Below are 18,544 nucleotides of genomic sequence, written 5' to 3'. Positions count from 1 at the left end.
CAAGATGGCGCAGCCTGCTCCTTCCGTTTGCAGCGGTCTTTTGCCCGGCCTGGGGCGGTTCAGCGGCTGGCGCTCTGGCTGGCGCGCTCCGCTGCTTCGATGGTGTTGACCAGCAGCATGGCGCGCGTCATGGGGCCGACGCCGCCGGGCACGGGGGTGATCCAGCCGGCGACTTGCCGGACGCCTTCAAAGTCCACATCGCCGCAGAGCTTGCCGTTTTCGTCGCGGTTCATGCCGACGTCGATGACGACGGCGCCGGGCTTGACCATGTCGGCGGTGAGCACCTTGCGCTGGCCGGCGGCGGCCACGATCACATCGGCCTGGCGGGTGAAGGCGGCCAGGCTGGCCGTGCCGCTGTGGCAGACGGTGACGGTGGCGTTGGCGGCCAGCAGCATGAGGGCCATGGGCTTGCCGACGATGTTGCTGCGGCCGATGACGACGGCGTTTTTGCCGCGCAGGTCATTCATGCCGATGCTTTGCAGCATCTTCATGCAGCCATAAGGGGTGCAGGGGCGAAAGCCGGGCTGGCCGGTCATGAGCGCGCCGGCGCTGGCGATGTGAAAGCCGTCCACGTCTTTTTCCGGGGCAATGGCTTCGATGACGCGGCTGGCGTTCAGGTGCGCGGGCAGGGGCAGCTGCACCAGGATGCCGTGCACGCCGGCATCGGCATTGAGCGCGGCGATGCGCTCCAGCAGCGCGCTTTCGGGCAGGCTGGCCGGGTAGCGCTCGAGCGTGGCTTTCAGGCCGGTTTGCTCGCTGTCGGCCGCTTTGCTTTTCACATAGACCTGGCTGGCAGGGTTGTCGCCTACGAGGATGATGGCCAGGTGCGGCTGGATGCCGCGCGCCTTGAGGGCGGCGGTGCGGCCGGCGACTTCGGCGCGGATTTGGGCGGCAAGGGCATTGCCGTCGATGAGTTGGGCGGTCATGGGAAGGCGGATGAAGGGTTGCGAAGGAGGGTGCAGGCGGGTTCTCAGCGCTCCTGGCTGGGGGCGTCGGCGCCCAGCGCCACTTTGAGCAGGTCGGCCACGGTGTTGGCGTGCAGTTTTTCCATGATGTTGGCGCGGTGCGCTTCCACGGTTTTGATGCTGATGCCCAAATCGTCGGCTATTTGCTTATTCAGGCGGCCCGCGACGATGCGTTCGAGCACTTGCGCCTCGCGGCCCGTGAGCCGCGCCAGCATGGCTTCGCGGTTGGCGGCCTGGGCGTGCTGGGCGAAGGAGGCGCGGGCCTGCTCCAGCAGGCGTTCGACCAGGGGCAGCAGCTGCTCTTCGGAAAAGGGCTTTTGCACGAAGTCCAGCGCGCCTTTTTTCATGGCGTCCACGGCCAGGGCGATGTCGGCGTGGCCGGTGATGATGGCCACGGGCAGGGGCGAGTGGCTTTCGGCCAGTTTGTCCTGCAATTCCAGGCCGCTCATGCCGTCCATGCGCACGTCAGCCAGCAGGCAGGCTACTTCGCGGGGGTCGTAACGTTTGAGAAAGGCTTCGGCTGATTCAAAGCAGCGGGCGCGGTAGCCCTTGCCTTCCAGCAGCCATTGAACGGAGTCGCGCACGGCGTCATCGTCATCCACCACATAAACGACGCCTTTGGGGGGAATCAGGCTCATGGGATCAGGTTTCTTCAGGGTTGAGGGGTCGCGCCTGCGCTGGCGCGGCGGCCGCAGCGGCCGGTATCCAGAAGGAAAAACGGCATCCCACGGTTTGTCCGCCATTGTAGAGATTGACCGCACGCAAACGGCCCTGGTGCGCCTCGATGATGGAGCGGCACAGGTTCAGCCCGATGCCCATGCCTTCGCGCTTGGTGGAAAAGAAGGCTTCATAAAGGCGCTCTTGCACGCCCGGCGGCAGCCCGCAGCCGGTGTCTTCCACGGCAAATTGCACGGCGCTTTGGTCTTCAATCAGGATGAGGCTGGCCAGCAAGGTGATGCGCCGCTCATCGGGCGGGCGCTGCGCGGCCTCTATGGATTCGGCGGCGTTGCGGATGAGGTTCAGCAGCACCTGCCCGATGAGGATGGGGTCGGCCAGCACTTGCGGCAGATTCGGGGCCACGTTGCTGCCCAGGCGCACCTGGCGGCGGCGCGCTTCCACTTCGGCCAGCTCCAGCACCGGCTCGATGATGGCGGCCACCGTGCCCAGCTGCATCTTCGGGTCGCTGCGCTTGACGAAGTTGCGGATGTGCTGAATGACCTGCCCCGCCCGCTGCGCCTGCCGCGCCGTCTTGCGCAGCGCGCCCAGCAAGTCTTCTTGCGCCAGGCCGCCCGCTTGCACGCGGGAGATGATGCCGGTGCAGTAGTTGCTGATGGCCGTGAGCGGCTGGTTGAGTTCGTGCGCCACGCTGGAGGCCATTTCGCCCATGGTGATCAGGCGGCTGGCGTCTTCGGCCAGGCGGGCCTGCTCTTCGGCCCGGGCCTCGGCGGCGCGGCGGGCCGTCACGTCGGTGGCAATCACCATTTGCGCCAGGCGGCCATCGGCCCAGGTCAGATAGCGCGAGCGCACATCCAGCCATTTGTCCAGCGGGGGCAAATAGATTTCAGCGTTGTCGGGGCGCATTTTTTCGCCGCTTTCGCCAGGGGCCGTGCGCAGCGAGCTGGCGCTGATCACCATGCCCAGGTGGCCCTGCGTGGTGTCGCCAAACCACCGGCGGTAGCGCTTGTTGGCGAACAAAAGCTCCTTGCTGCCCAGCGGCGCCACCGAGACGGAAGCCTCCAGAGACTCCAGCACCAGCGTGAAGCGCTCGCGCGCCGCCGCCAGCTCGGCGCGCACGCGGTTGGGTTCCGAAATATCGGTCATCGACGCCACCCAGCCGCTGTGCTGCCCATGCCCGTCCATCAGCGGCGCGATGTACAGCCGCGCATCAAACAGCTCGCCGCTCTTGCGCCGCACGCGAATCTGGCGGCTCGCCGCCTGTGCGCGGCCCGCCAGCTCGTCAGCCAGCACGCGCATCAGCGTTTGATGTTCCTGCTCGGGCCAGTAGGAATAAGGCGGCATCTGGCCCACCAGCTCGGCCTCGCTCCAGCCCGTCATCCGGCAAAAGGCCGGATTCACATACGTGATGCGCCCGTGCAAATCCAGCGCGCGCATGCCGGTGCGCATGGAGTTTTCCATGGCGCGGCGAAAGCTTGTTTCCGCCGTCAGCGCCGCCTGCGCCTGCTGCCGCCAGCGCACGAAACGCCAGTTCACCACCAGCATCCACACCGTCATGGCCGACAGCGCCGCTGCCAGCCAGAACAGCGCCCGCCCCACCACGCCCTCGGGCGCACGCCACACCTGCGCTTGCAGCGTCAGCGCCCCCCCGGCCCAGGGCAGCGCCAGCGGCAGGCTCCGCGCCTGCGAGCGGCGGTCCGCCCAGGGCCAGCCTTCATCCGCCTGCGGGCGGCCGCTGGCGGATGCCAGCCCCGCCAGCACGCCGCCTGTTTCATCCAGCAGGCTGAAGGCGTATTTCTCCTGTAGCCGCTGCGGCAGGCCGTGGTGCAGGAGCTGGCTGGCGTCATACACGATCAGCAAGGCCCCTTCCAGCCGCCCTTCGTTCATCAACGGCACATAAACCCGCAGGCTGCCCGCCTCGCCAGCCCCCGCTGGCAGGGGCACGGCATACGGCGCGCCATGCATCTGGCCTGCCTGGCCCAGTTCATTGGCGTTTTCAGACTCGTCAGCGCCTTCGCTTTGCGGCCCGGCAAACCCGGCCGCGCTGCCTTCGGGCGGCAGGCGCGCCACGGTTCGCCCCTGCGCATCAAGCCAGCGCATATCGCGCATTTCCGGCCAGCGCCCGGCCAGCGCCCGCGCGCTTTGCGCGAACTGCGCCGCGCCCATGTTGCCGCCGCTTACGGCGCGCGCCAGCCGCTCCAGCTCCCCCGCCTGCTCCTGCAAGTGCAAACGCAACTGCTGCTGGCTGAACTCCAGGTCATGCCGCGCCGCCGCCAGCTCGCGCTGAGCGTCTTGCGCGCTCAGATACCAAAACGCCGCCGCAATCGTGGCCAAAAACAGCAGCACCGCCGCCAGCGGCGCAATGGCCGCCAGGCGCTCCTGCCCCAGCAAGCGCTTCCACCGGTCAGTCCAAGGCGCTTGCGGCGCCAAAAAAGGATTGCTTCGCATGGACGGGCAGTGTAGGGCGCGAGGCCCGGCAGGCGCCCTATCTGCCGCCAGGCTCAAGCCAGCGCCTTGCCTACGCGCCGGATGCGGGCAGTCCTGGGGAACGCTTCAGTCAAAGCTGGCGTGAATTCATAACCACTGAATCGCCTCTGCGCAACAGGCCCGGCCAGGCGAAAGAACTGCCTGTGAGGCCTTTTTCAGCTCCTGAAAGTAGAGCTTGATGTCCTAGTGAAACGTGCGCAAATGCCGTTTTATTGGCCTTTCAATTTGCTATTGCTTTTGATGAATAAGGCCCTGCGCAGCCAAAGAGCAGCGTGCTAGCGGAAAGAGAGGGGCTGGAAGGCGCGGGGCTGGTTTTCAGGCCTCGGGCGTCAGGGCGGCTTGCGGGCTGATGCGGGCGGGGAGCTGGCCGGGCCGCAGGCGCAGAACTTCGGCGCGCGGCGCGGGGGCGTCCAGACACCAGTCGGAGAGGACGACGCGGCTCAGCCCCGCGCCCAGCGTGTGGCTGGCCGGGCGGTGCGTGTGGCCGTGAATGAGCACGGGCGCGCGCGCGGCGGCGAGCAGGGCGCGGGCGGCGTCGGCATCGACATCGGCCCACTGATTCATTGCCTGCTGGCGGGCGCTGCTTTGGCCGCGCATGTGGCGCGCAATGGCCTGCCGCTCGGCCAGGGGGCGGGCCAGAAACTGCTGCTGCCAGGCGGGCTGGCGCACTTGCTGGCGAAACTGCTGGTAGGGCGCGTCATCCAGGCACAGGGCGTCGCCGTGCGAGAGGAGCCAGCGCTGGCCGCCAAAAATGAGCGTGACGGGGTCGGGCAAATCCTGTACGCCGCAGGCGGCCAGAAAGGCGGGGCCGACGAGAAAGTCGCGGTTGCCGCGCATGAAGTGCACGGGGCGGCGGGCGGCGGCGGCGCGCAGTGTGGCGGCGCACTGGGCTTCAAGGCCGGGCTGGCGGGCGGCGTCGTCGCCTACCCAGGCCTCAAACAGGTCGCCCAGAATGAAGACGGCGCTGGCTGCCGTGCCCAGCATGTAGCGCTGCCAGGCGGCCACGGTGGCAGGTTCAGCAGGGGTCAGGTGCAGATCGGCAATGAAGTCCACGGCCCGCCACGCGGGCGGGGCCGCGAGTTGCGCGATGGCGGCGGGCGGGGCGAAGGCGTGCGGCATGGCAGGCGGCGGGGCGGACATGAAAAGGCGGGGCGTTTGCGGGGCGTTTGCGGGGCGTTTACCAGCCAGATGGGCCGCAAGCCCCCGTGGAATCAGCGCAGGCCGCTATGGTTTTCATAGTTGCTTGACCAGCACCTGGCTTTTGCGGTCCCAGTTGTATTTGCGGATGCGCGCTTCGGGCAGCCAGTCGGGCGGCACCTGCCGGAAACCGCGCTTGATGAACCAGTGCATGGCGCGCGTGGTGAGCACGAAGATGCTGCCCAGCCCGATTTCCCTGGCCCGCTGCTCGATGCGGCGCAGCAGCTTGTCGCCGTCGCCCTGGCCCTGGCTCTGGGGCGAAACAGTGACGGCGGCCATTTCGCCCGTTTTCGCCTCGGGGTAGGGGTAGAGCGCCGCGCAGGCGAAGATCACGCCGTCGTGCTCGACGATGGAATAGTTGCCAATGTCGCGCTCGATTTCAGTGCGGCTGCGCTTGACGAGCGTGCCGTCCTGCTCGAAAGGCTCGATCAGCCGCAGGATGCCTGCCACATCGTCGGCCGTGGCCTCGCGCAGGCTTTCCAGCTTTTCATCGACCACCATCGTGCCGATGCCGTCGTGCACATAAATTTCCAGCAGCAGCGCGCCGTCCACGGCAAAGGGCAGGATGTGGCTGCGCTCGACGCCGTGCTCGCAGGCGGTGATGCAGCGGCTGAGGTAGTAGCCCGTGTCCAGCGGCGTTTCAGGCCGGGGCAGGCGCGCGACGATGCGGCGCGCTTCGGCCAGCGGAATTTCGGTATCCACCGGGTTGCCCTCGCTCACCGGCTCCTCGGGGCGTATGGCCACGCCGGGTTTTTGCGTCAGAAAAATGAGCTTGTCAGCCTGCAAACTGGTGGCCACGCGCGTGGCCACTTCTTCCATGGTCAGGTTGAACGCCTCGCCCGTGGGCGAAAAGCCAAAGGGCGAGAGCAGCACCAGCGCGCCCGCGTCCAGCGAGCGGGTGATGCCCGCCACGTCCACCTTGCGCACCAGGCCGGTGTGTCTGAAATCCACCCCGTCGATGATGCCCACGGGCCGCGCCGTGATGAAGTTGCCCGAAATCACGCGCACCGTGGCACCCGCCATGGGCGTGTTGGGCAGGCCCTGGCTGAAAGCGGCCTCGATTTCGTAGCGCAGCTGCCCCGCCGCCTCCTGCGCGCAATCGAGCGCCACCGGATCGGTCACGCGCATGCCGTGCGAAAACCGCGCCTCATGCCCCTTGGCTGCCAGCTGCTCGGTCAATTGCGGGCGAAAGCCATGCACCAGCACGATGCGCACGCCCATGCTTTGAATCAGCGCCAAATCGGTCACGATGCCGCCCAGCTTGCCCGCCGCAATGGCCTCGCCCTCCACGCCCACCACAAACGTCTTGCCCCGGTGCATGTGAATGTAGGGCGCCACGGCGCGAAACCACGGGACAAAAGCAGGATTGAATGCGGCGGAAGACATGGCAGCCAGCGTCGTGCGAGAAAAAAAGAAGGCGCAAATTATGCGGCGGCCCGCGCAGGTTTTTCCGCATGGCCGGGCACGGAAAAAAGAGATTGATTCAGCACGCGCCGCATGTTTATTGCGCGTTCATTGCATTTTCACCGGATATTCGTTCATGGTTTTGTACCAGCGCGGCGTTTCGCGATTGCAGTGGATATATTCCGGCGAATCGCATTTGGTTTTCACTTTTGGAAACCGGCTTTCGGGCTGAATCCCCGCTGAAAAACGCCGCTTCCGCCTATTTTCTGAACAGATTCTCATGGCCCATTCCCGCGCCGCAGCCATTTTCACCACCGCCTGCGCTCCCCTGATATGGGGCAGCACCTACCTTGTCACCACCGAATTTCTGCCGCCGGACCGGCCATTGACCGCAGCGCTGCTGCGCGTGCTGCCTGCGGGCCTGTTGCTGCTGATGTACGCACGCGTGCTGCCCAGGCGCAGCGAATGGGGCACGGTGATTTTGCTGGGCATTCTCAATATCGGCTTTTTCCAGGCCATGCTGTTTGTGGCCGCTTACCGGCTGCCGGGCGGTCTGGCGGCTGTGCTCAGTTCCACGCAAACCCTGATGGTTTTATTGCTGACGTGGCTGATTGGCAAAACCATGCCACCCAAAGCGGCCTGGTTATGGGCAGCGGCAGGCGTTGCGGGCATTGCGCTCATGGTGCTTTCGCCGCAGGCCCGTTATGACGCCTGGGGAATCGCTGCTGCCCTGTCGGGCGCGGCCTCCATGAGCCTGGGCGTGTATTTGTCAAAACACCGCAGAACCAGCCTGCCGGTGCTGGCATTCGCTGGCTGGCAATTGCTGGTTGGCGGCCTGTGCCTGCTGCCCGCCGCGCTTTTGGCGGAGCCGCCCCTGCCGGCATTGACGCTGGCCAACATTGGCGGCTACCTCTATCTCTGTTTGTTTGGCGCAGTGCTGGCGTGCGGACGGGCTGCCTGAAAAGGTGCAGGCTGCTTTTGCATTTCCGCTTCGCAGGGATTTCGTTTTACCGCCATTGCCGCCCGTGCGTTCGGGCTGCCTGAAACAGCAATTTCGTCAGTTGCCGCCATCCAGCCCGAAAATCCGCAGGCGCGGTTCGATGGGGGCGTATTTGCGTTCGGCGGCGGGTGCGGCAATGCCGCCGAACACCATTTGGCTGCGCAGCCGCCAGTGGCTGGGAACCTGCCACGCTCGGGCGACGGCTTCGTCAATCAGCGGGTTGTAATGCTGGATGTTCGCGCCGATTTGGGCGGCGGCGAAGGTGGTCCAAATCGCGTACTGCATCATGGCGAATTCTTTGTCGGCGGACACGGGGAAGGTGTCGGCGTAAAGCGGCATGCGCTGCTGCAAGTCTGAAACCACGTCCGTGTCCTGGTAAAACAGGATGCTGCCTGCGGCGGCGCGGAAGGCGGCAAGCTTGGGCGCGGTCTGCTTGGCGAAGGTTTCGGGCGGCACGGCGGCTTGCAGCACTTCGGCGGCAATGTCCCACAGTTTTTCATGTTCCGCGCCGAACAGGACGAGCAGGCGGACGGAGTGGGAATTGAACGGCGAGGGGCTGTATTGCAGCGCGTGGCGGACGATGGCGGCGATTTCTTCGGGCGGCAGGGGCAGGTTGCGGTTGAGCGCGTACACGGAGCGGCGCGCTTCGGCGTTCTGCATAATGGTTTGGTGGTTCATCGGGTCTCCTTGGGGGATAACGGGCTACCTGAAAAGGTGCAGGCTGCTTTTTGCGTTTCCGCTGCACCGAAATCCCGCTTACTTGGGCAACTTTGTTTTAATCCCCGTTGCCGCCTGCGTTTTAGCTTCGCAGAAACTCGGCTTCCTTCGGAAACCTCGTTTTCAGGCAGCTTAAATCTTTTTATGCGGGTGCAGGCTGCTTTAGGGTCGGCGGCAATCCGTTCGTTCTCCAAACGGGGGCAGGCTTGTCGGACTGCCTGAAAAGCAGCCTGCACCCTGTTCCTAACGTGCAGGCTGCCGCATCAGCAGCCCAAAAAACATTATGTGCTGTTTTTCAGCGGGCTTGCCCGGCTGTCGCCTGCCGTGGTGTCGTCGCTGGGGCTGCTCAGCCCGGTATGCGCGTTCGCGCTGGGCTGGCTGTTTCTGGGGCAAGGCATGGATGGCAAATCGCTGCTGGGCTTTGCGCTGGCGCTGCTTTCGATTGATGGTGTGCAGCGGGCGGCGTCAAAAAAATGAAAGGCTCCGCCCAGTCTCTTGCGGCGAATCCTGATTTTTTGCGCCGCGCAGGCCATGAGCAGGTTCAGCGGCGGCCGGGAAACATCAAAAAGAGAAGCAAATATGGAGGCCTGAAAAGGGCTTCCGCGCCCATTTCACTAGGACCTCATGCTATTGGTAAAGGAGCAAAATTCAGCCGCCCATGCTTGGCACTTTGAACCGGTTCTCAAGGCGAGAGCCGCTCGCGGATCCACTGGCCGCTTTCGAGCCGGTAGCGCAGGCGGTCGTGCAGGCGGCTTTTGCGGCCTTGCCAGAACTCCCAGCAGTCTGGCTCCAGGCGGTAGCCGCCCCAGTGCGGCGGGCGGGGCGGGTCCAGCATGAAGCGCGCGGCGTATTTGGCGGCTTCGGCCACGAGCCAGGCGCGGCCCGGGATGGGCTGGCTTTGCGGGCTGGCCCAGGCGCCGATGCGGTGGTCCAGCGGGCGGCTGGCAAAGTAGGCGTCGCTTTCGGCGTCGTCCACTTCGCGCACGCGGCCTTCGATGCGCACCACGCGCTCCAGCTCCACCCAGTGAAATTGCAGGGCCGCCCAGGGGTTGCCCGCCAGCTCGCGGCCCTTGCGGCTTTGGCGGTTGGTGTACCAGACGATGCCGCGCTCGTCGAAATCCTTGATGAGCACCACGCGCGTGCTGGGGCGCAAGTTGCTGCCCACGGTGGCCAGCGTCATGGCGTTGGCCTCGGGCACGCCGCTTTTGCGGGCTTCGTCAAACCAGCGGGCAAATTGGCGCAAGGGATCGGCTTCACTGGCCGATTCATTCAGCTCGGCGCGCTCATAGCTTTTGCGCAGGCTGGCAATATCCTGGTTCATGAATGCAAAACCTCCATCGCGGGGCAAAGAGGGCAAAGTCTACAATTTGCGCTCTTTTGGCATTCATTTGACGGAGTACCGATTTCATGAGCACACCAGACGAGCGGGAAAAACCCATTTTGCCGATACCCATACGGCCAACGCGCCAGCCTGGCTTTGCAGACAGCCGCTTCAGCGACCGGCAGGACCGTATCGTGGCCTGGATCGTCATTTTTGGCGCTCTGGCGCTGGCCGTGCTCATGACGGCCGGCGTGCTGGCCTCTCGCGCCTGGCAGCGCGGCAAGGCCGATGCAGCCGCCCTGGGGCGCCCCGTTTTGCAGGCGCGCGTGGATGGCGCGGGCGCGGCGCCCCGGCCGGTTGAACCCCAGGCCGAACCTGCGGCCGCCGTGGTGCAAGAGACGGTTGTGATCGGCGACGGCCCCGCCGTGCAGGTGCAAGAAGGCGTGGTGAAGTTTTATTTCGCCACCGGCAAGGCCGACCTGGCCGAAGGCGCGAAAGAGGCGCTGGCCGACATCGTGCGCGGCGTGGCCGCCGGCCAGACCGCCGTGGTTAGCGGCTTTCACGATGCCACGGGCAACGCCGCCTTCAATGCCGAGCTGGCCAAAAAGCGCGCCGAGGCCGTGCGCGCCGCCTTGCTGGAGCTGGGCGTGGGCGAAGACAAGGTGACGCTGCAAAAACCCGAAGCCGCCGAGGCCAATGCCAGCGGCAGCGACGCCGCCGCCCGCCGCGTGGAGGTGCGCTTGCAATAAGGCGGCTGCAATGAGGCAGCCGCCATCCAGGCGGCCATCAGCGCCTGAAAACAAAATGCCCACGGCTGGCCCGTGGGTTTTTTGTTTCTCCGCTCACATACTCCGGCCATTCAATCGAGCCTATGCGCTTTGCCGCATTTCAGGATATTTCTGTTCCTGTCCGCCCATTCATTTCGCCGCTGATTTTCATGATTTGAAATCCAACCATGCAGAAAATCGTTCTTGCTTCCGGCAATCCCGGCAAGCTTTTTGAATTGCAGGCGCTGCTGGCGCCTTTGCAAATGACGCTGCTGCCGCTTTCCGAGCTGGGCATCGGGCAGGCCCCGGAGCCGCACCGCACCTTTGTGGAAAACGCCCTGGCCAAGGCCCGCCACGCCGCCGCCGCCAGCGGCCTGCCCGCCCTGGCTGACGACGCGGGCCTGTGCGTGCACGCCTTTGGCGGCCAGCCCGGCGTGGACACCGCCTACTACGCCACCCGCTTCGGCTACGAAAAAAGCGACGCCAACAATGTGCGCGCCCTGCTGGAGCAAATGCAGGGCGTGCAAGACCGCCGCGCCGCGATGGTCAGCACCCTCGTCGCCCTGCGCTCGGCAGACGACCCGGAGCCGCTCATTGCCACGGGCCGCGTGGCGGGCGAAATCACGCGCGAGCCAGTGGGCGATGGCGGCTTTGGCTTCGACCCCGTCATGTTCCTGCCCGAATTCGGCCAAACCTTCGCCCAGCTGCCCGCCGAAGTGAAAAACGCCCACAGCCACCGGGGCCGCGCCGCGCAGGCCATGCTGGCGCTCATGCGCGAGCGCTGGCTGTGATACCCATCCGCCCCCATCAGCCCGCCAGCGAGCCGCAGGCGCGCAACCCGCTCGATCCGCTCGCGCCCGCCGACATTCGCCACTACATGCGGCCCGGCCTGCTGCAACTGGCCGCGCTGCCGCCGCTGGCGCTGTACATCCACATTCCCTGGTGCCTCAAAAAATGCCCTTATTGCGACTTCAACTCGCACGAGCACAGCCGCCAGGGCCTGCCCGAAGGCCGCTATGTGGACGCCCTGCTGGCCGATTTGCAAACCTGCCTGCCGCTGGTGTGGGGCCGGCAGGTCATCAGCGTGTTCATGGGCGGCGGCACGCCCAGCCTGTTTTCGCCCGAAGCCATTGACCGCCTGCTGGGCGGCGTGCGCGCGCTGCTGCCGCTGGCACCCGCTGCCGAAATCACGCTGGAGGCCAACCCCGGCACTTTCGAGCGCGAGCGCTTTGCCGCCTACCGCGCAGCGGGCGTCACGCGCCTTTCCGTCGGCGTGCAAAGCTTCAACGACCGCCACCTGCAAGCCATCGGCCGCGTGCATAGCAGCCAGCAGGCCTGCGCCGCGCTGGAAGAAGCCGCCCGCGTTTTCGAGACCTTCAACCTCGACCTCATGTACGCCCTGCCCGGCCAAACCCTGGACGAGCTGGAGGCCGACGTGCGCGCCGCCCTGGCCTGGGCGCCGCCGCACCTGTCCATCTACCACCTCAGCATCGAAGCGGGCACGCACTTTGCCAAGCGCCCCCCCGCGCTGCCCGACGAAGACACCGCCTGGGACATGCTCGACGCCCTCACGCGCCTCACGGCCGAAGCGGGGCTGCCGCGCTACGAAGTCTCGGCCTACGCCCGCAGCCCCGCCCACCAGTGCGTGCACAACCTCAACTACTGGCAGTTTGGCGACTACCTGGGCATCGGCGCGGGCGCGCACGCCAAGATCAGCTTCCCGCAGCGCGTGGTGCGCCAAAGCCGCCCCAAAAACCCCCAGCACTACATGGAGCGCGCCCTGGCCGGCTACGCCGTGGCCGAAGAAAACGATGTGCCCCGCGCCGACCTGCCCTTTGAATACATGCTGGGCGCCTTGCGCCTGCGCGAAGGCTTTGATCTGGCCGACTACGCCGCCCGCACCGGCCAGCCCATCAGCGCCATCGCCGCGCTTTTGGAGCAGGCCGCGCAAAAAGGCTGGATCGAGCGCCAGGGCAGCCACATCCGCCCCACCCCCAAAGGCTTTGATTTCCTGAGCGACTTGCAGCAGCTTTTTCTGCCATGAGGCGCGCGCTGCCCGCAAGCTGAAAACAAAGGCGAGGACAAAGGCATAAAGCGCATCAAAAAGAAGAGCGAATTCAAAGGATGAAAAACAGCTCCCGCGCCCTTTCCACCAGGATCTCATGCTATCAATCAGGGAGCAAAAACAGCCCTCATCACGCCAGCGGCCCGCGCACGAACAGCGTGCGCAGCGGCTCGCTGCCGCTTTGGCGGCTGCGGTGGCCGTGCAGCGTTTCGTCAAACGCGGCGCCGGGCGGCAGCGTGTCGCCGGAATAAAAGCATTCGCCTGGCCCGAAGCGCCGCCATGAGCCGTCGCGCAGACCAATCTCCATCACGCCTTGCAGCACCACCAGCCACTGCGGCTGCGTGGTGCAGTGAAAGCCGCTGGCAAAGCCCACCGGGCTTTCGCGCCACTGCACGCCGCTGGCCGCCGCCAGCGCCGAAAGCCAGACTTGCGGCGAGTCCGCCCGCAGGCTGACGGCCTGCTCTCTCCAGCGGGCGCGCCCATCCTCATCCGTGAACAGCACGGGCAGCACGATTTCCGGGGCGGTCATGTCACATCTCTCCTTGCAAAAAGGCCAAGGATGATAGAGACGGCCTCCGCCCGCCGGGCCGGGCGAGCGGATGAAGGGGCAAAGCGCCGTAGCCTTCAGTTTCGCTACTCTATCAATAGCATCATGTCCTAGTGAATTCTGATGCGGCGCGCCCGCTGCGCCCCTTCCGCCACAATGCCGCCCTTCGCTTAGCTCCGCTTGCGCCCCATTGACTGGAGAGAAGAAAAAGCCATGCCCGCCACACCGCTGAACACCCGGCTGAACATCCGCTACCCCCTCATTCAGGCCCCGCTGGCGGGCGCGCAAGGCAGCGCGCTGGCGCTGGCCGTCAGCCGCGCGGGCGGGCTGGGTTCGCTGCCGGCGGCAGCCCTGCCGCCAGCCAGGCTGCGTGAAGAAATGCAGGCCATGCGGGGCAGCGGCCTGCCGTGGAACGCCAACTTCTTCTGCCACGCCGCGCCGCAGCCTGACGCCCCAAGGCAGGCCGCCTGGCACGCGCTGCTCAAGCCGTATTTCGACGAGCTGGGGCTGGATGCGGCGCACATTCCATCCGGCCCGGGCCGCCAGCCGTTTGACGGCGAAGCCGCCGCACTGGTGGCCGAATTCAGGCCGCCGGTGGTGAGCTTTCACTTCGGGCTGCCTGCGCCGCAGGCGCTGGAGCGCATCAAGCGCGCGGGCGCTTTCGTGCTCTCCAGCGCCACCACGGTTGAAGAAGCGCTGTGGCTGCAAGCGCACGGGGCCGACGCCATCATCGCCCAGGGGCTGGAAGCGGGCGGCCACCGGGGGCACTTTCTGTCTGACGATCTGACGCGGCAGGCCGGCCTTTTCGCCCTGCTGCCGCAAGTGGTGGCCGCCGTGCGCGTGCCGGTGATTGCCGCAGGCGGCATTGCCACGGCGGCGGGCGTGCGCGCCGCCCTGGCGCTGGGCGCGGCGGGCGTGCAGGCGGGCACGGCCTACCTGTGCGCGGATGAGGCCGCCACTTCGCCCCTGTACCGCGCCGCCTTGCTGGCCGCCGCCGCCAGCGGGCAGGCGCACACCGCACTGACCACGCTGATGACGGGCCGCCCTGCGCGCGGCCTGCCCAACCGCCTGACGCGCGAGCTGGGGCCGCTGAACCCCGCCGCGCCCGCCTTTCCACTGGCCGCGCCCGCCGCCGCCTGGCTGCGCGCCGCCGCTGAAAAGCAGGGCCGCGCCGATTTCTCATTCTTCTGGTGCGGCGAAAACGCCAGCGCCTGCCGCAGCGCCCCCGCAGCGCACATCACGCAGGCGCTGGCCGAAGGCTTCGCCGCCGCGCGCTGAAAGCCGCCTGCGCCCATTCACGCCCCTTGCCGCCATGCCTGCCGCCACGTCCGCCGCCGCGCCTGCCGCCCATGCCCCGCGCCCCTGCGGCGAATTCGACCTGATCCGCCGCTACTTCCTGCCGTCTGCGCCGCCTGCACCGTCTGGCGGCGGCGTAGAGCTGGGCATTGGCGACGACGCGGCCCTGCTCGCGCCGCAGCCGGGCATGCTGCTGGCCGTCTCCAGCGACATGCTGGTGGCGGGCCGCCATTTTTTTGAAGACGCCGACCCCGCCGCGCTGGGCCACAAGGCGCTGGCCGTGAACCTGTCAGACCTGGCGGCCATGGGCGCGCAGCCGCTGGCCTTCACGCTGGCGCTGGCGCTGCCGCAGGCCGATCACGCCTGGCTGGCCGCCTTCAGCCAGGGGCTGCTGGCGCTGGCGGGCGGGCACGGCTGCCCGCTGGTGGGCGGCGACACCACGCGCGGGCCGCTCAACGTGTGCATCACCATCTTCGGGCAAACACCGCGCGGGCAGGCGCTCACGCGCGCGGGCGCAAGAGCCGGAGACGACATCTGGATCAGCGGCAGCCTGGGCGCAGCCCGCCTGGCGCTGCACGCCCTGCAAGGCCGGATCACCCTGCCGCCCGCCACGCTGGCCGCCGCGCGCCAGCGGCTGGAGCGCCCCGCGCCGCGCGTGGCGCTGGGCCTGGCGCTGCGCGGCGTGGCCCGCAGCGCCATCGACCTCAGCGACGGCCTGGCGGGCGATCTGCCCCACGTTCTGCAAGCCAGCAGCCAGGCGGCAGGCCAGCCGCTGGGCGCAGAGCTGGACGAGCAAGCGCTCATCGGCCTGACGGCGCCCTGGGCGCAAGAGGCACAGGAGGAGCAAGAAACGCAGCCCGCATGCGGCAAAAGCGCGCTGGACGCGGCGGCCCGCCTGCAAGCCGCGCTGGCGGGCGGCGATGACTACGAGCTGCTATTTACCGCCGCGCCCGGCGCCCGCCAGGCCGTGCTGGCCGCCGCCGCAGCGGCGCAAACGCCCGTGACGCGCGCAGGCCGCGTCACACGGGCCGAAGCCGCCGCGCCCGCATCCATCTTCCTGCGCGCGGCCAGCGGCGCACTGTGCCCCTTGCCCGCCGAAACGCGCGGCTTTGACCACTTCGCGGCGTGAGCTTCGCCAGCGCCTTGCAGCCAGCCCGCAGACAGACTCCCGCGCAGGCCGGAAAACATCAAAAACAGGAGCGAATTTGGGAGGCTGAAATACCGCCCTTGCGCTCGTTCCACTAGGACCTCATGCTATGGATAGAGGAGCTAAACTACAGCTTGCTCTTTTAGACTGCATTTTATTCTGCTGCTTTTTGCGCCAATCGTAAGTAATCCGTCAAATGCTTATTTTCTATATCTTCAAGCGTATGTAATTTCAAATGACGACGGCCTTTACCTTTGCCTTCCAATAAACCGTGCGGGTCTGCCATCTCGGCACCATGACCAAATTCCACAGTTATATGGTGCTTATAAACAAAAATGCCGCAAAACGGTTCGGGTGCAGCAAACAAAATACCGCCATATTTCACTTCTTCGCCTACTGTATCTACCAGTTGCCGTATTTTCGTGCGCACACTATTGGCTATTTCATACAAGGCAGGATTACTAATTTGCCAATCATCCAGCAGATTTTTTACTTTTTGGTTCATGGTCTCCTCCTAATTTGAGCTTGTAGGTTGGACATTGATGTCCGACAAAGCATTATAAACCGTTATCGTCGGGCATCAATGCCCGACCTACGCTTTTTTCAGACGGCCTTTATCTTAACTCGGCCATCATCCGCGGCGATTATGTCGCGCCGGGCAAAACACCTTGAACCGCCGCCGGGCTAAACAAACCCGTGCTAAAAGCCGCCAATGCCTGTGCGCAGGCGCGAAAGCGCGGACAGACTTTGGGGGCAGGCCCTCACACCGGCTCGCTGCGCGGCAGGCGGCTCATGAGGGCAGCCACCGCATCGGCCGGGCGCAGGCGGCCATCGAGCAGGGCCACCACGCACTCGGTGATGGGCATGGGCACGCCCAGCGACTGGGCGCGCTGCCAGACGGTGCGGGCGCTATAGACGCCTTCGGCCACGTGGCCCAGGGACTGCACGGCTTCGGACAGGGACTGGCCTGCCGCCAGCCGCAGGCCGATTTGGCGGTTGCGGCTCAAATCGCCCGTGGCGGTGAGCACCAGATCGCCCAGGCCCGACAGGCCCATGAAAGTGTCGGCGCGCGCGCCCAGCGCCAGGCCCAGGCGCGTGATTTCGGCCAGCCCGCGCGTGATGAGCGCGGCGCGCGCGTTCAGGCCCAGTTGCAGGCCGTCGGCCAGGCCGGTGGCGATGGCGAGCACGTTTTTGACCGCGCCGCCCACTTCCACGCCGGGCAAATCGTCATTGGCATACACGCGCAGGGCGGGGCCGTGAAAGGCTTGCACCAGCGCCTGCCGCACGCTGGCATGAGCGCTGGCGGCTACGAGGGCGGCAGGCAGGCCGCGCGCCACTTCTTGCGCGAAGCTGGGGCCGCTCAGGGCGCCGGCCCGCAAGGCGGGAGCGGCCTGGCGCTGCACTTCATGCGGCAGCAGGCCGCAGGCATCAGGCGCTCGCGGCGCTTCAAAGCCTTTGCAAAGCCAGGCTACGGGTGCAGGGCTGTGGCGCAAGGCGGCCAGCGTGTCGCGCAGGGCGGCGGTGGGGGTGGCGATGACCAGCAGATCAGGCGCGATTTCCGGCCCCGGCGCGGCTAGGGTGGAGCGCGCGGCGAGACAGGCCGCCAGATGTTCAGCCAGATGGACTGCATCGCCCGCGCGCACTTGCAACGTGGGCGGCAGCGCGCAGCCGGGCAGGTAGCGGGCGTTTTCGCGTGCGGCCTGCATGGCGCTCGCCTGCCCGCTGCTGCGCGCCCACAGCTGCACGGCGTGGCCGCTGCGGCTGGCGCTGATGGCCAGGGCCGTGCCCCATGCGCCTGCGCCGTAGATGACGATGTTCATGACGCGCGGCCCGGCAGGTTGTGCAGCAGGCCGCACCGGGCAAGCAGCTCAGGGCGCGGGCGGGCGATGGCCGGGGCGGGCAAACGAGGTGGCATCAGAAAAAGGGGCGGATTTGAGGGGGCGGAAACGGCGTTGGCCGCCGCTGGCGTTGGCGGCCAGGCGGTGCGGGCGGATTGTGTATTTCGAGCGCCTTGCGCCAGGGCATGAAAAAGCCGCGCGGCACGGGCAGCATGCGGCGCGGCTTTTGCCGGGGCGGCAGCCTTGATTACTGCGCGGCGGGCGCGGCGGAGGCATCGCCGCCTTCTTGCTGCTGCTGGGCCTGCTGCTGCTCGTACATGGCCTGGAAGTTGATTTCCGCCAGATGCACGGGCGGAAAGCCCGCGCGGGTGATCAGGTCAGCCAGGTTGCCGCGCAGGTAGGGATAGACGATTTGCGGGCAGGCGATGCCGAGCACAGGCCCCATCTGGTCTTCGGGCAGGTTGCGGATTTCAAAGATGGCGGCTTGGCGGCACTCGGCCAGAAACACGGTTTTGTCCTTGATCTTGGTCTGCACGGTGGCGGTGACGGCGGTTTCATAAATGCCGTCGGCCACGTTTTCGGAGCTGATTTGCAGCTGGATATCCACCGTGGGCGCTTCCTGCTCCAGCAAGATGGCAGGGGAGTTGGGCTGCTCCAGCGAGGCTTCTTTCAGATAGACGCGCTGAATCTGGAAAACGGGTTCTTGTTGCTGCTCGGCCATGGCGGTTCCTTGTGTGTTGAGCGGATGGAAAAGCGCCCGCCAAGTAAAAACACGGCGGGCGCGGGTCGGGCGAAATTATCGCAGGGCCTGCCAGAGCAGCGGACACAAGCGAAACTGAATCTCGCCCGGATTCACCCTTTGAAAGCCGAAAAATCTCGTCATCTGGAATATCAATCGACAACGGCCGCGTTAGCCTGGGTTTTGCAGACCATCCTTTTCTTTCTTGGCCATGCCTCTCAAAAGACTCTGAGCAAGTTCGGAGCCGTTTGCAGCCCAGCCGCTTTAGCTCCTGAAAAGATAGCTGCCAGCGCCCGTTTCATCAGGACTTGCGGGCGATCAGCACCTGAAATCGCGCAAGCCGCAGCGCGGTTTTTACAAAGCTTTGCGCTATAATCCG

Annotated in this window: 20 protein-coding genes; 9 read left to right on the top strand and 11 right to left on the bottom strand. The window is 66.2% G+C overall.

Annotated features, from left to right (window positions below):
• Nucleotides 1-59 precede the first annotated feature (59 nt).
• From C1720_RS08525 to argA, 5 genes are all read right to left on the bottom strand, one after another.
• Entirely contained in the window at nucleotides 60-926 is an 867-nt protein-coding gene (locus tag C1720_RS08525; RefSeq protein ID WP_102283896.1) for a bifunctional 5,10-methylenetetrahydrofolate dehydrogenase/5,10-methenyltetrahydrofolate cyclohydrolase, read from the bottom strand.
• 44 nt (nucleotides 927-970) lie between these two features.
• Nucleotides 971-1,603, bottom strand: coding sequence for a response regulator transcription factor (locus tag C1720_RS08520; RefSeq protein ID WP_050714754.1), 633 nt, complete (start codon nucleotides 1,601-1,603; stop codon nucleotides 971-973).
• Nucleotides 1,604-1,607: 4 nt separating this feature from the next.
• Complete coding sequence (locus C1720_RS08515; protein WP_146006938.1) at nucleotides 1,608-4,088, bottom strand: PAS domain S-box protein; 2,481 nt, start codon at nucleotides 4,086-4,088, stop codon at nucleotides 1,608-1,610.
• Nucleotides 4,089-4,442: 354 nt separating this feature from the next.
• On the bottom strand, nucleotides 4,443-5,267 hold the full coding sequence (locus C1720_RS08510; RefSeq protein ID WP_233199884.1) for a UDP-2,3-diacylglucosamine diphosphatase: 825 nt from the start codon (nucleotides 5,265-5,267) through the stop codon (nucleotides 4,443-4,445).
• 93 nt (nucleotides 5,268-5,360) lie between these two features.
• The gene (argA, locus tag C1720_RS08505) at nucleotides 5,361-6,710 is read right to left on the bottom strand and encodes an amino-acid N-acetyltransferase (RefSeq protein ID WP_102283894.1); all 1,350 of its coding nucleotides are present in this window, start codon (nucleotides 6,708-6,710) and stop codon (nucleotides 5,361-5,363) included.
• On the opposite strand from argA, the gene C1720_RS13025 reads away from it, so the two are divergent.
• Entirely contained in the window at nucleotides 6,709-6,960 is a 252-nt protein-coding gene (locus C1720_RS13025) for a hypothetical protein (RefSeq protein WP_146006937.1), read from the top strand. The genes argA and C1720_RS13025 overlap by 2 nt on opposite strands.
• 48 nt (nucleotides 6,961-7,008) lie before the next feature.
• Nucleotides 7,009-7,689: an EamA family transporter gene (locus C1720_RS08500; RefSeq protein ID WP_102283893.1), complete on the top strand. Its 681-nt coding sequence runs from the start codon at nucleotides 7,009-7,011 to the stop codon at nucleotides 7,687-7,689.
• A gap of 96 nt (nucleotides 7,690-7,785) precedes the next feature.
• On the opposite strand, the gene C1720_RS08495 is transcribed toward C1720_RS08500, so the two are convergent.
• Entirely contained in the window at nucleotides 7,786-8,406 is a 621-nt protein-coding gene (locus tag C1720_RS08495) for a nitroreductase family protein (protein ID WP_102283892.1), read from the bottom strand.
• A 324-nt stretch (nucleotides 8,407-8,730) separates the two neighbouring features.
• Between C1720_RS08495 and C1720_RS08490 the strand changes: the two genes are divergently transcribed.
• Nucleotides 8,731-8,922, top strand: a complete 192-nt coding sequence (locus C1720_RS08490; RefSeq protein WP_233199882.1) for an EamA family transporter — start codon at nucleotides 8,731-8,733, stop codon at nucleotides 8,920-8,922.
• 205 nt (nucleotides 8,923-9,127) lie between these two features.
• Here the strand turns inward: C1720_RS08490 and pdxH are convergent, their stop codons facing one another.
• Complete coding sequence (gene pdxH / locus C1720_RS08485) at nucleotides 9,128-9,766, bottom strand: pyridoxamine 5'-phosphate oxidase (protein WP_102283891.1); 639 nt, start codon at nucleotides 9,764-9,766, stop codon at nucleotides 9,128-9,130.
• 239 nt (nucleotides 9,767-10,005) lie between these two features.
• On the opposite strand from pdxH, the gene C1720_RS08480 reads away from it, so the two are divergent.
• The 3 genes from C1720_RS08480 (at nucleotide 10,006) to hemW (ending at nucleotide 12,577) form a co-directional block, all read left to right on the top strand.
• Nucleotides 10,006-10,515 (top strand): OmpA family protein, encoded by a 510-nt coding sequence (locus tag C1720_RS08480; RefSeq protein ID WP_082203353.1) that lies wholly within the window; start codon nucleotides 10,006-10,008, stop codon nucleotides 10,513-10,515.
• A gap of 206 nt (nucleotides 10,516-10,721) precedes the next feature.
• On the top strand, nucleotides 10,722-11,324 hold the full coding sequence (rdgB, locus tag C1720_RS08475) for an RdgB/HAM1 family non-canonical purine NTP pyrophosphatase (RefSeq protein WP_050714759.1): 603 nt from the start codon (nucleotides 10,722-10,724) through the stop codon (nucleotides 11,322-11,324).
• Entirely contained in the window at nucleotides 11,315-12,577 is a 1,263-nt protein-coding gene (gene hemW, locus C1720_RS08470; RefSeq protein ID WP_439650772.1) for a radical SAM family heme chaperone HemW, read from the top strand. Before rdgB ends, hemW begins: the two co-directional genes overlap by 10 nt.
• A 151-nt stretch (nucleotides 12,578-12,728) precedes the next feature.
• On the opposite strand, the gene C1720_RS08465 is transcribed toward hemW, so the two are convergent.
• Nucleotides 12,729-13,127: a cupin domain-containing protein gene (locus C1720_RS08465; RefSeq protein WP_050714760.1), complete on the bottom strand. Its 399-nt coding sequence runs from the start codon at nucleotides 13,125-13,127 to the stop codon at nucleotides 12,729-12,731.
• A gap of 231 nt (nucleotides 13,128-13,358) precedes the next feature.
• On the opposite strand from C1720_RS08465, the gene C1720_RS08460 reads away from it, so the two are divergent.
• Entirely contained in the window at nucleotides 13,359-14,423 is a 1,065-nt protein-coding gene (locus C1720_RS08460; protein WP_102284592.1) for an NAD(P)H-dependent flavin oxidoreductase, read from the top strand.
• Nucleotides 14,424-14,457: 34 nt separating this feature from the next.
• The gene (gene thiL / locus C1720_RS08455; protein ID WP_102283890.1) at nucleotides 14,458-15,570 is read left to right on the top strand and encodes a thiamine-phosphate kinase; all 1,113 of its coding nucleotides are present in this window, start codon (nucleotides 14,458-14,460) and stop codon (nucleotides 15,568-15,570) included.
• Between the two features lie 172 nt (nucleotides 15,571-15,742).
• Here thiL and C1720_RS08450 read toward each other — a convergent pair whose 3' ends face one another.
• The 3 genes from C1720_RS08450 to secB form a co-directional block, all read right to left on the bottom strand.
• A complete protein-coding gene (locus C1720_RS08450) occupies nucleotides 15,743-16,093 on the bottom strand; it encodes a DUF1801 domain-containing protein (RefSeq protein ID WP_102283889.1) in 351 nt (116 codons plus the stop codon).
• Nucleotides 16,094-16,349: 256 nt separating this feature from the next.
• Nucleotides 16,350-17,408: an NAD(P)H-dependent glycerol-3-phosphate dehydrogenase gene (locus C1720_RS08445; protein ID WP_102283888.1), complete on the bottom strand. Its 1,059-nt coding sequence runs from the start codon at nucleotides 17,406-17,408 to the stop codon at nucleotides 16,350-16,352.
• A 265-nt stretch (nucleotides 17,409-17,673) separates the two neighbouring features.
• Nucleotides 17,674-18,147 carry a protein-export chaperone SecB gene (secB, locus tag C1720_RS08440; RefSeq protein WP_050714764.1) on the bottom strand — a complete coding sequence of 158 codons (474 nt, stop codon included), beginning with the start codon at nucleotides 18,145-18,147 and terminating at the stop codon, nucleotides 17,674-17,676.
• On the opposite strand from secB, the gene C1720_RS13020 reads away from it, so the two are divergent.
• On the top strand, nucleotides 18,130-18,540 hold the full coding sequence (locus tag C1720_RS13020; RefSeq protein ID WP_146006936.1) for a hypothetical protein: 411 nt from the start codon (nucleotides 18,130-18,132) through the stop codon (nucleotides 18,538-18,540). The two genes, secB and C1720_RS13020, sit on opposite strands and share 18 nt — an antisense overlap.
• The last annotated feature ends 4 nt before the right edge of the window (nucleotides 18,541-18,544 follow it).

Origin of the sequence: Ottowia massiliensis, from assembly GCF_900240305.1 — a bacterium.
Classification (GTDB): domain Bacteria; phylum Pseudomonadota; class Gammaproteobacteria; order Burkholderiales; family Burkholderiaceae_C; genus Ottowia; species Ottowia massiliensis.
This window is presented reverse-complemented; position numbering and strand designations above follow the sequence as displayed.

What these genes read in the sequence shown, in the direction of transcription:
- C1720_RS08480 (WP_082203353.1), top strand. Translation starts at nt 10,006, where the DNA reads ATGACGGCCGGCGTGCTGGCCTCTCGCGCCTGGCAGCGCGGCAAGGCC.
- C1720_RS08450 (WP_102283889.1), bottom strand. Translation starts at nt 16,093, where the DNA reads ATGAACCAAAAAGTAAAAAATCTGCTGGATGATTGGCAAATTAGTAAT.
- C1720_RS13025 (WP_146006937.1), top strand. Translation starts at nt 6,709, where the DNA reads ATGGCAGCCAGCGTCGTGCGAGAAAAAAAGAAGGCGCAAATTATGCGG.
- C1720_RS08500 (WP_102283893.1), top strand. Translation starts at nt 7,009, where the DNA reads ATGGCCCATTCCCGCGCCGCAGCCATTTTCACCACCGCCTGCGCTCCC.
- argA (WP_102283894.1), bottom strand. Translation starts at nt 6,710, where the DNA reads ATGTCTTCCGCCGCATTCAATCCTGCTTTTGTCCCGTGGTTTCGCGCC.
- pdxH (WP_102283891.1), bottom strand. Translation starts at nt 9,766, where the DNA reads ATGAACCAGGATATTGCCAGCCTGCGCAAAAGCTATGAGCGCGCCGAG.
- thiL (WP_102283890.1), top strand. Translation starts at nt 14,458, where the DNA reads ATGCCTGCCGCCACGTCCGCCGCCGCGCCTGCCGCCCATGCCCCGCGC.
- C1720_RS08495 (WP_102283892.1), bottom strand. Translation starts at nt 8,406, where the DNA reads ATGAACCACCAAACCATTATGCAGAACGCCGAAGCGCGCCGCTCCGTG.
- C1720_RS08465 (WP_050714760.1), bottom strand. Translation starts at nt 13,127, where the DNA reads ATGACCGCCCCGGAAATCGTGCTGCCCGTGCTGTTCACGGATGAGGAT.
- C1720_RS08445 (WP_102283888.1), bottom strand. Translation starts at nt 17,408, where the DNA reads ATGAACATCGTCATCTACGGCGCAGGCGCATGGGGCACGGCCCTGGCC.
- rdgB (WP_050714759.1), top strand. Translation starts at nt 10,722, where the DNA reads ATGCAGAAAATCGTTCTTGCTTCCGGCAATCCCGGCAAGCTTTTTGAA.
- C1720_RS08460 (WP_102284592.1), top strand. Translation starts at nt 13,359, where the DNA reads ATGCCCGCCACACCGCTGAACACCCGGCTGAACATCCGCTACCCCCTC.
- C1720_RS08515 (WP_146006938.1), bottom strand. Translation starts at nt 4,088, where the DNA reads ATGCGAAGCAATCCTTTTTTGGCGCCGCAAGCGCCTTGGACTGACCGG.
- C1720_RS08520 (WP_050714754.1), bottom strand. Translation starts at nt 1,603, where the DNA reads ATGAGCCTGATTCCCCCCAAAGGCGTCGTTTATGTGGTGGATGACGAT.
- secB (WP_050714764.1), bottom strand. Translation starts at nt 18,147, where the DNA reads ATGGCCGAGCAGCAACAAGAACCCGTTTTCCAGATTCAGCGCGTCTAT.
- C1720_RS08525 (WP_102283896.1), bottom strand. Translation starts at nt 926, where the DNA reads ATGACCGCCCAACTCATCGACGGCAATGCCCTTGCCGCCCAAATCCGC.
- C1720_RS08510 (WP_233199884.1), bottom strand. Translation starts at nt 5,267, where the DNA reads ATGTCCGCCCCGCCGCCTGCCATGCCGCACGCCTTCGCCCCGCCCGCC.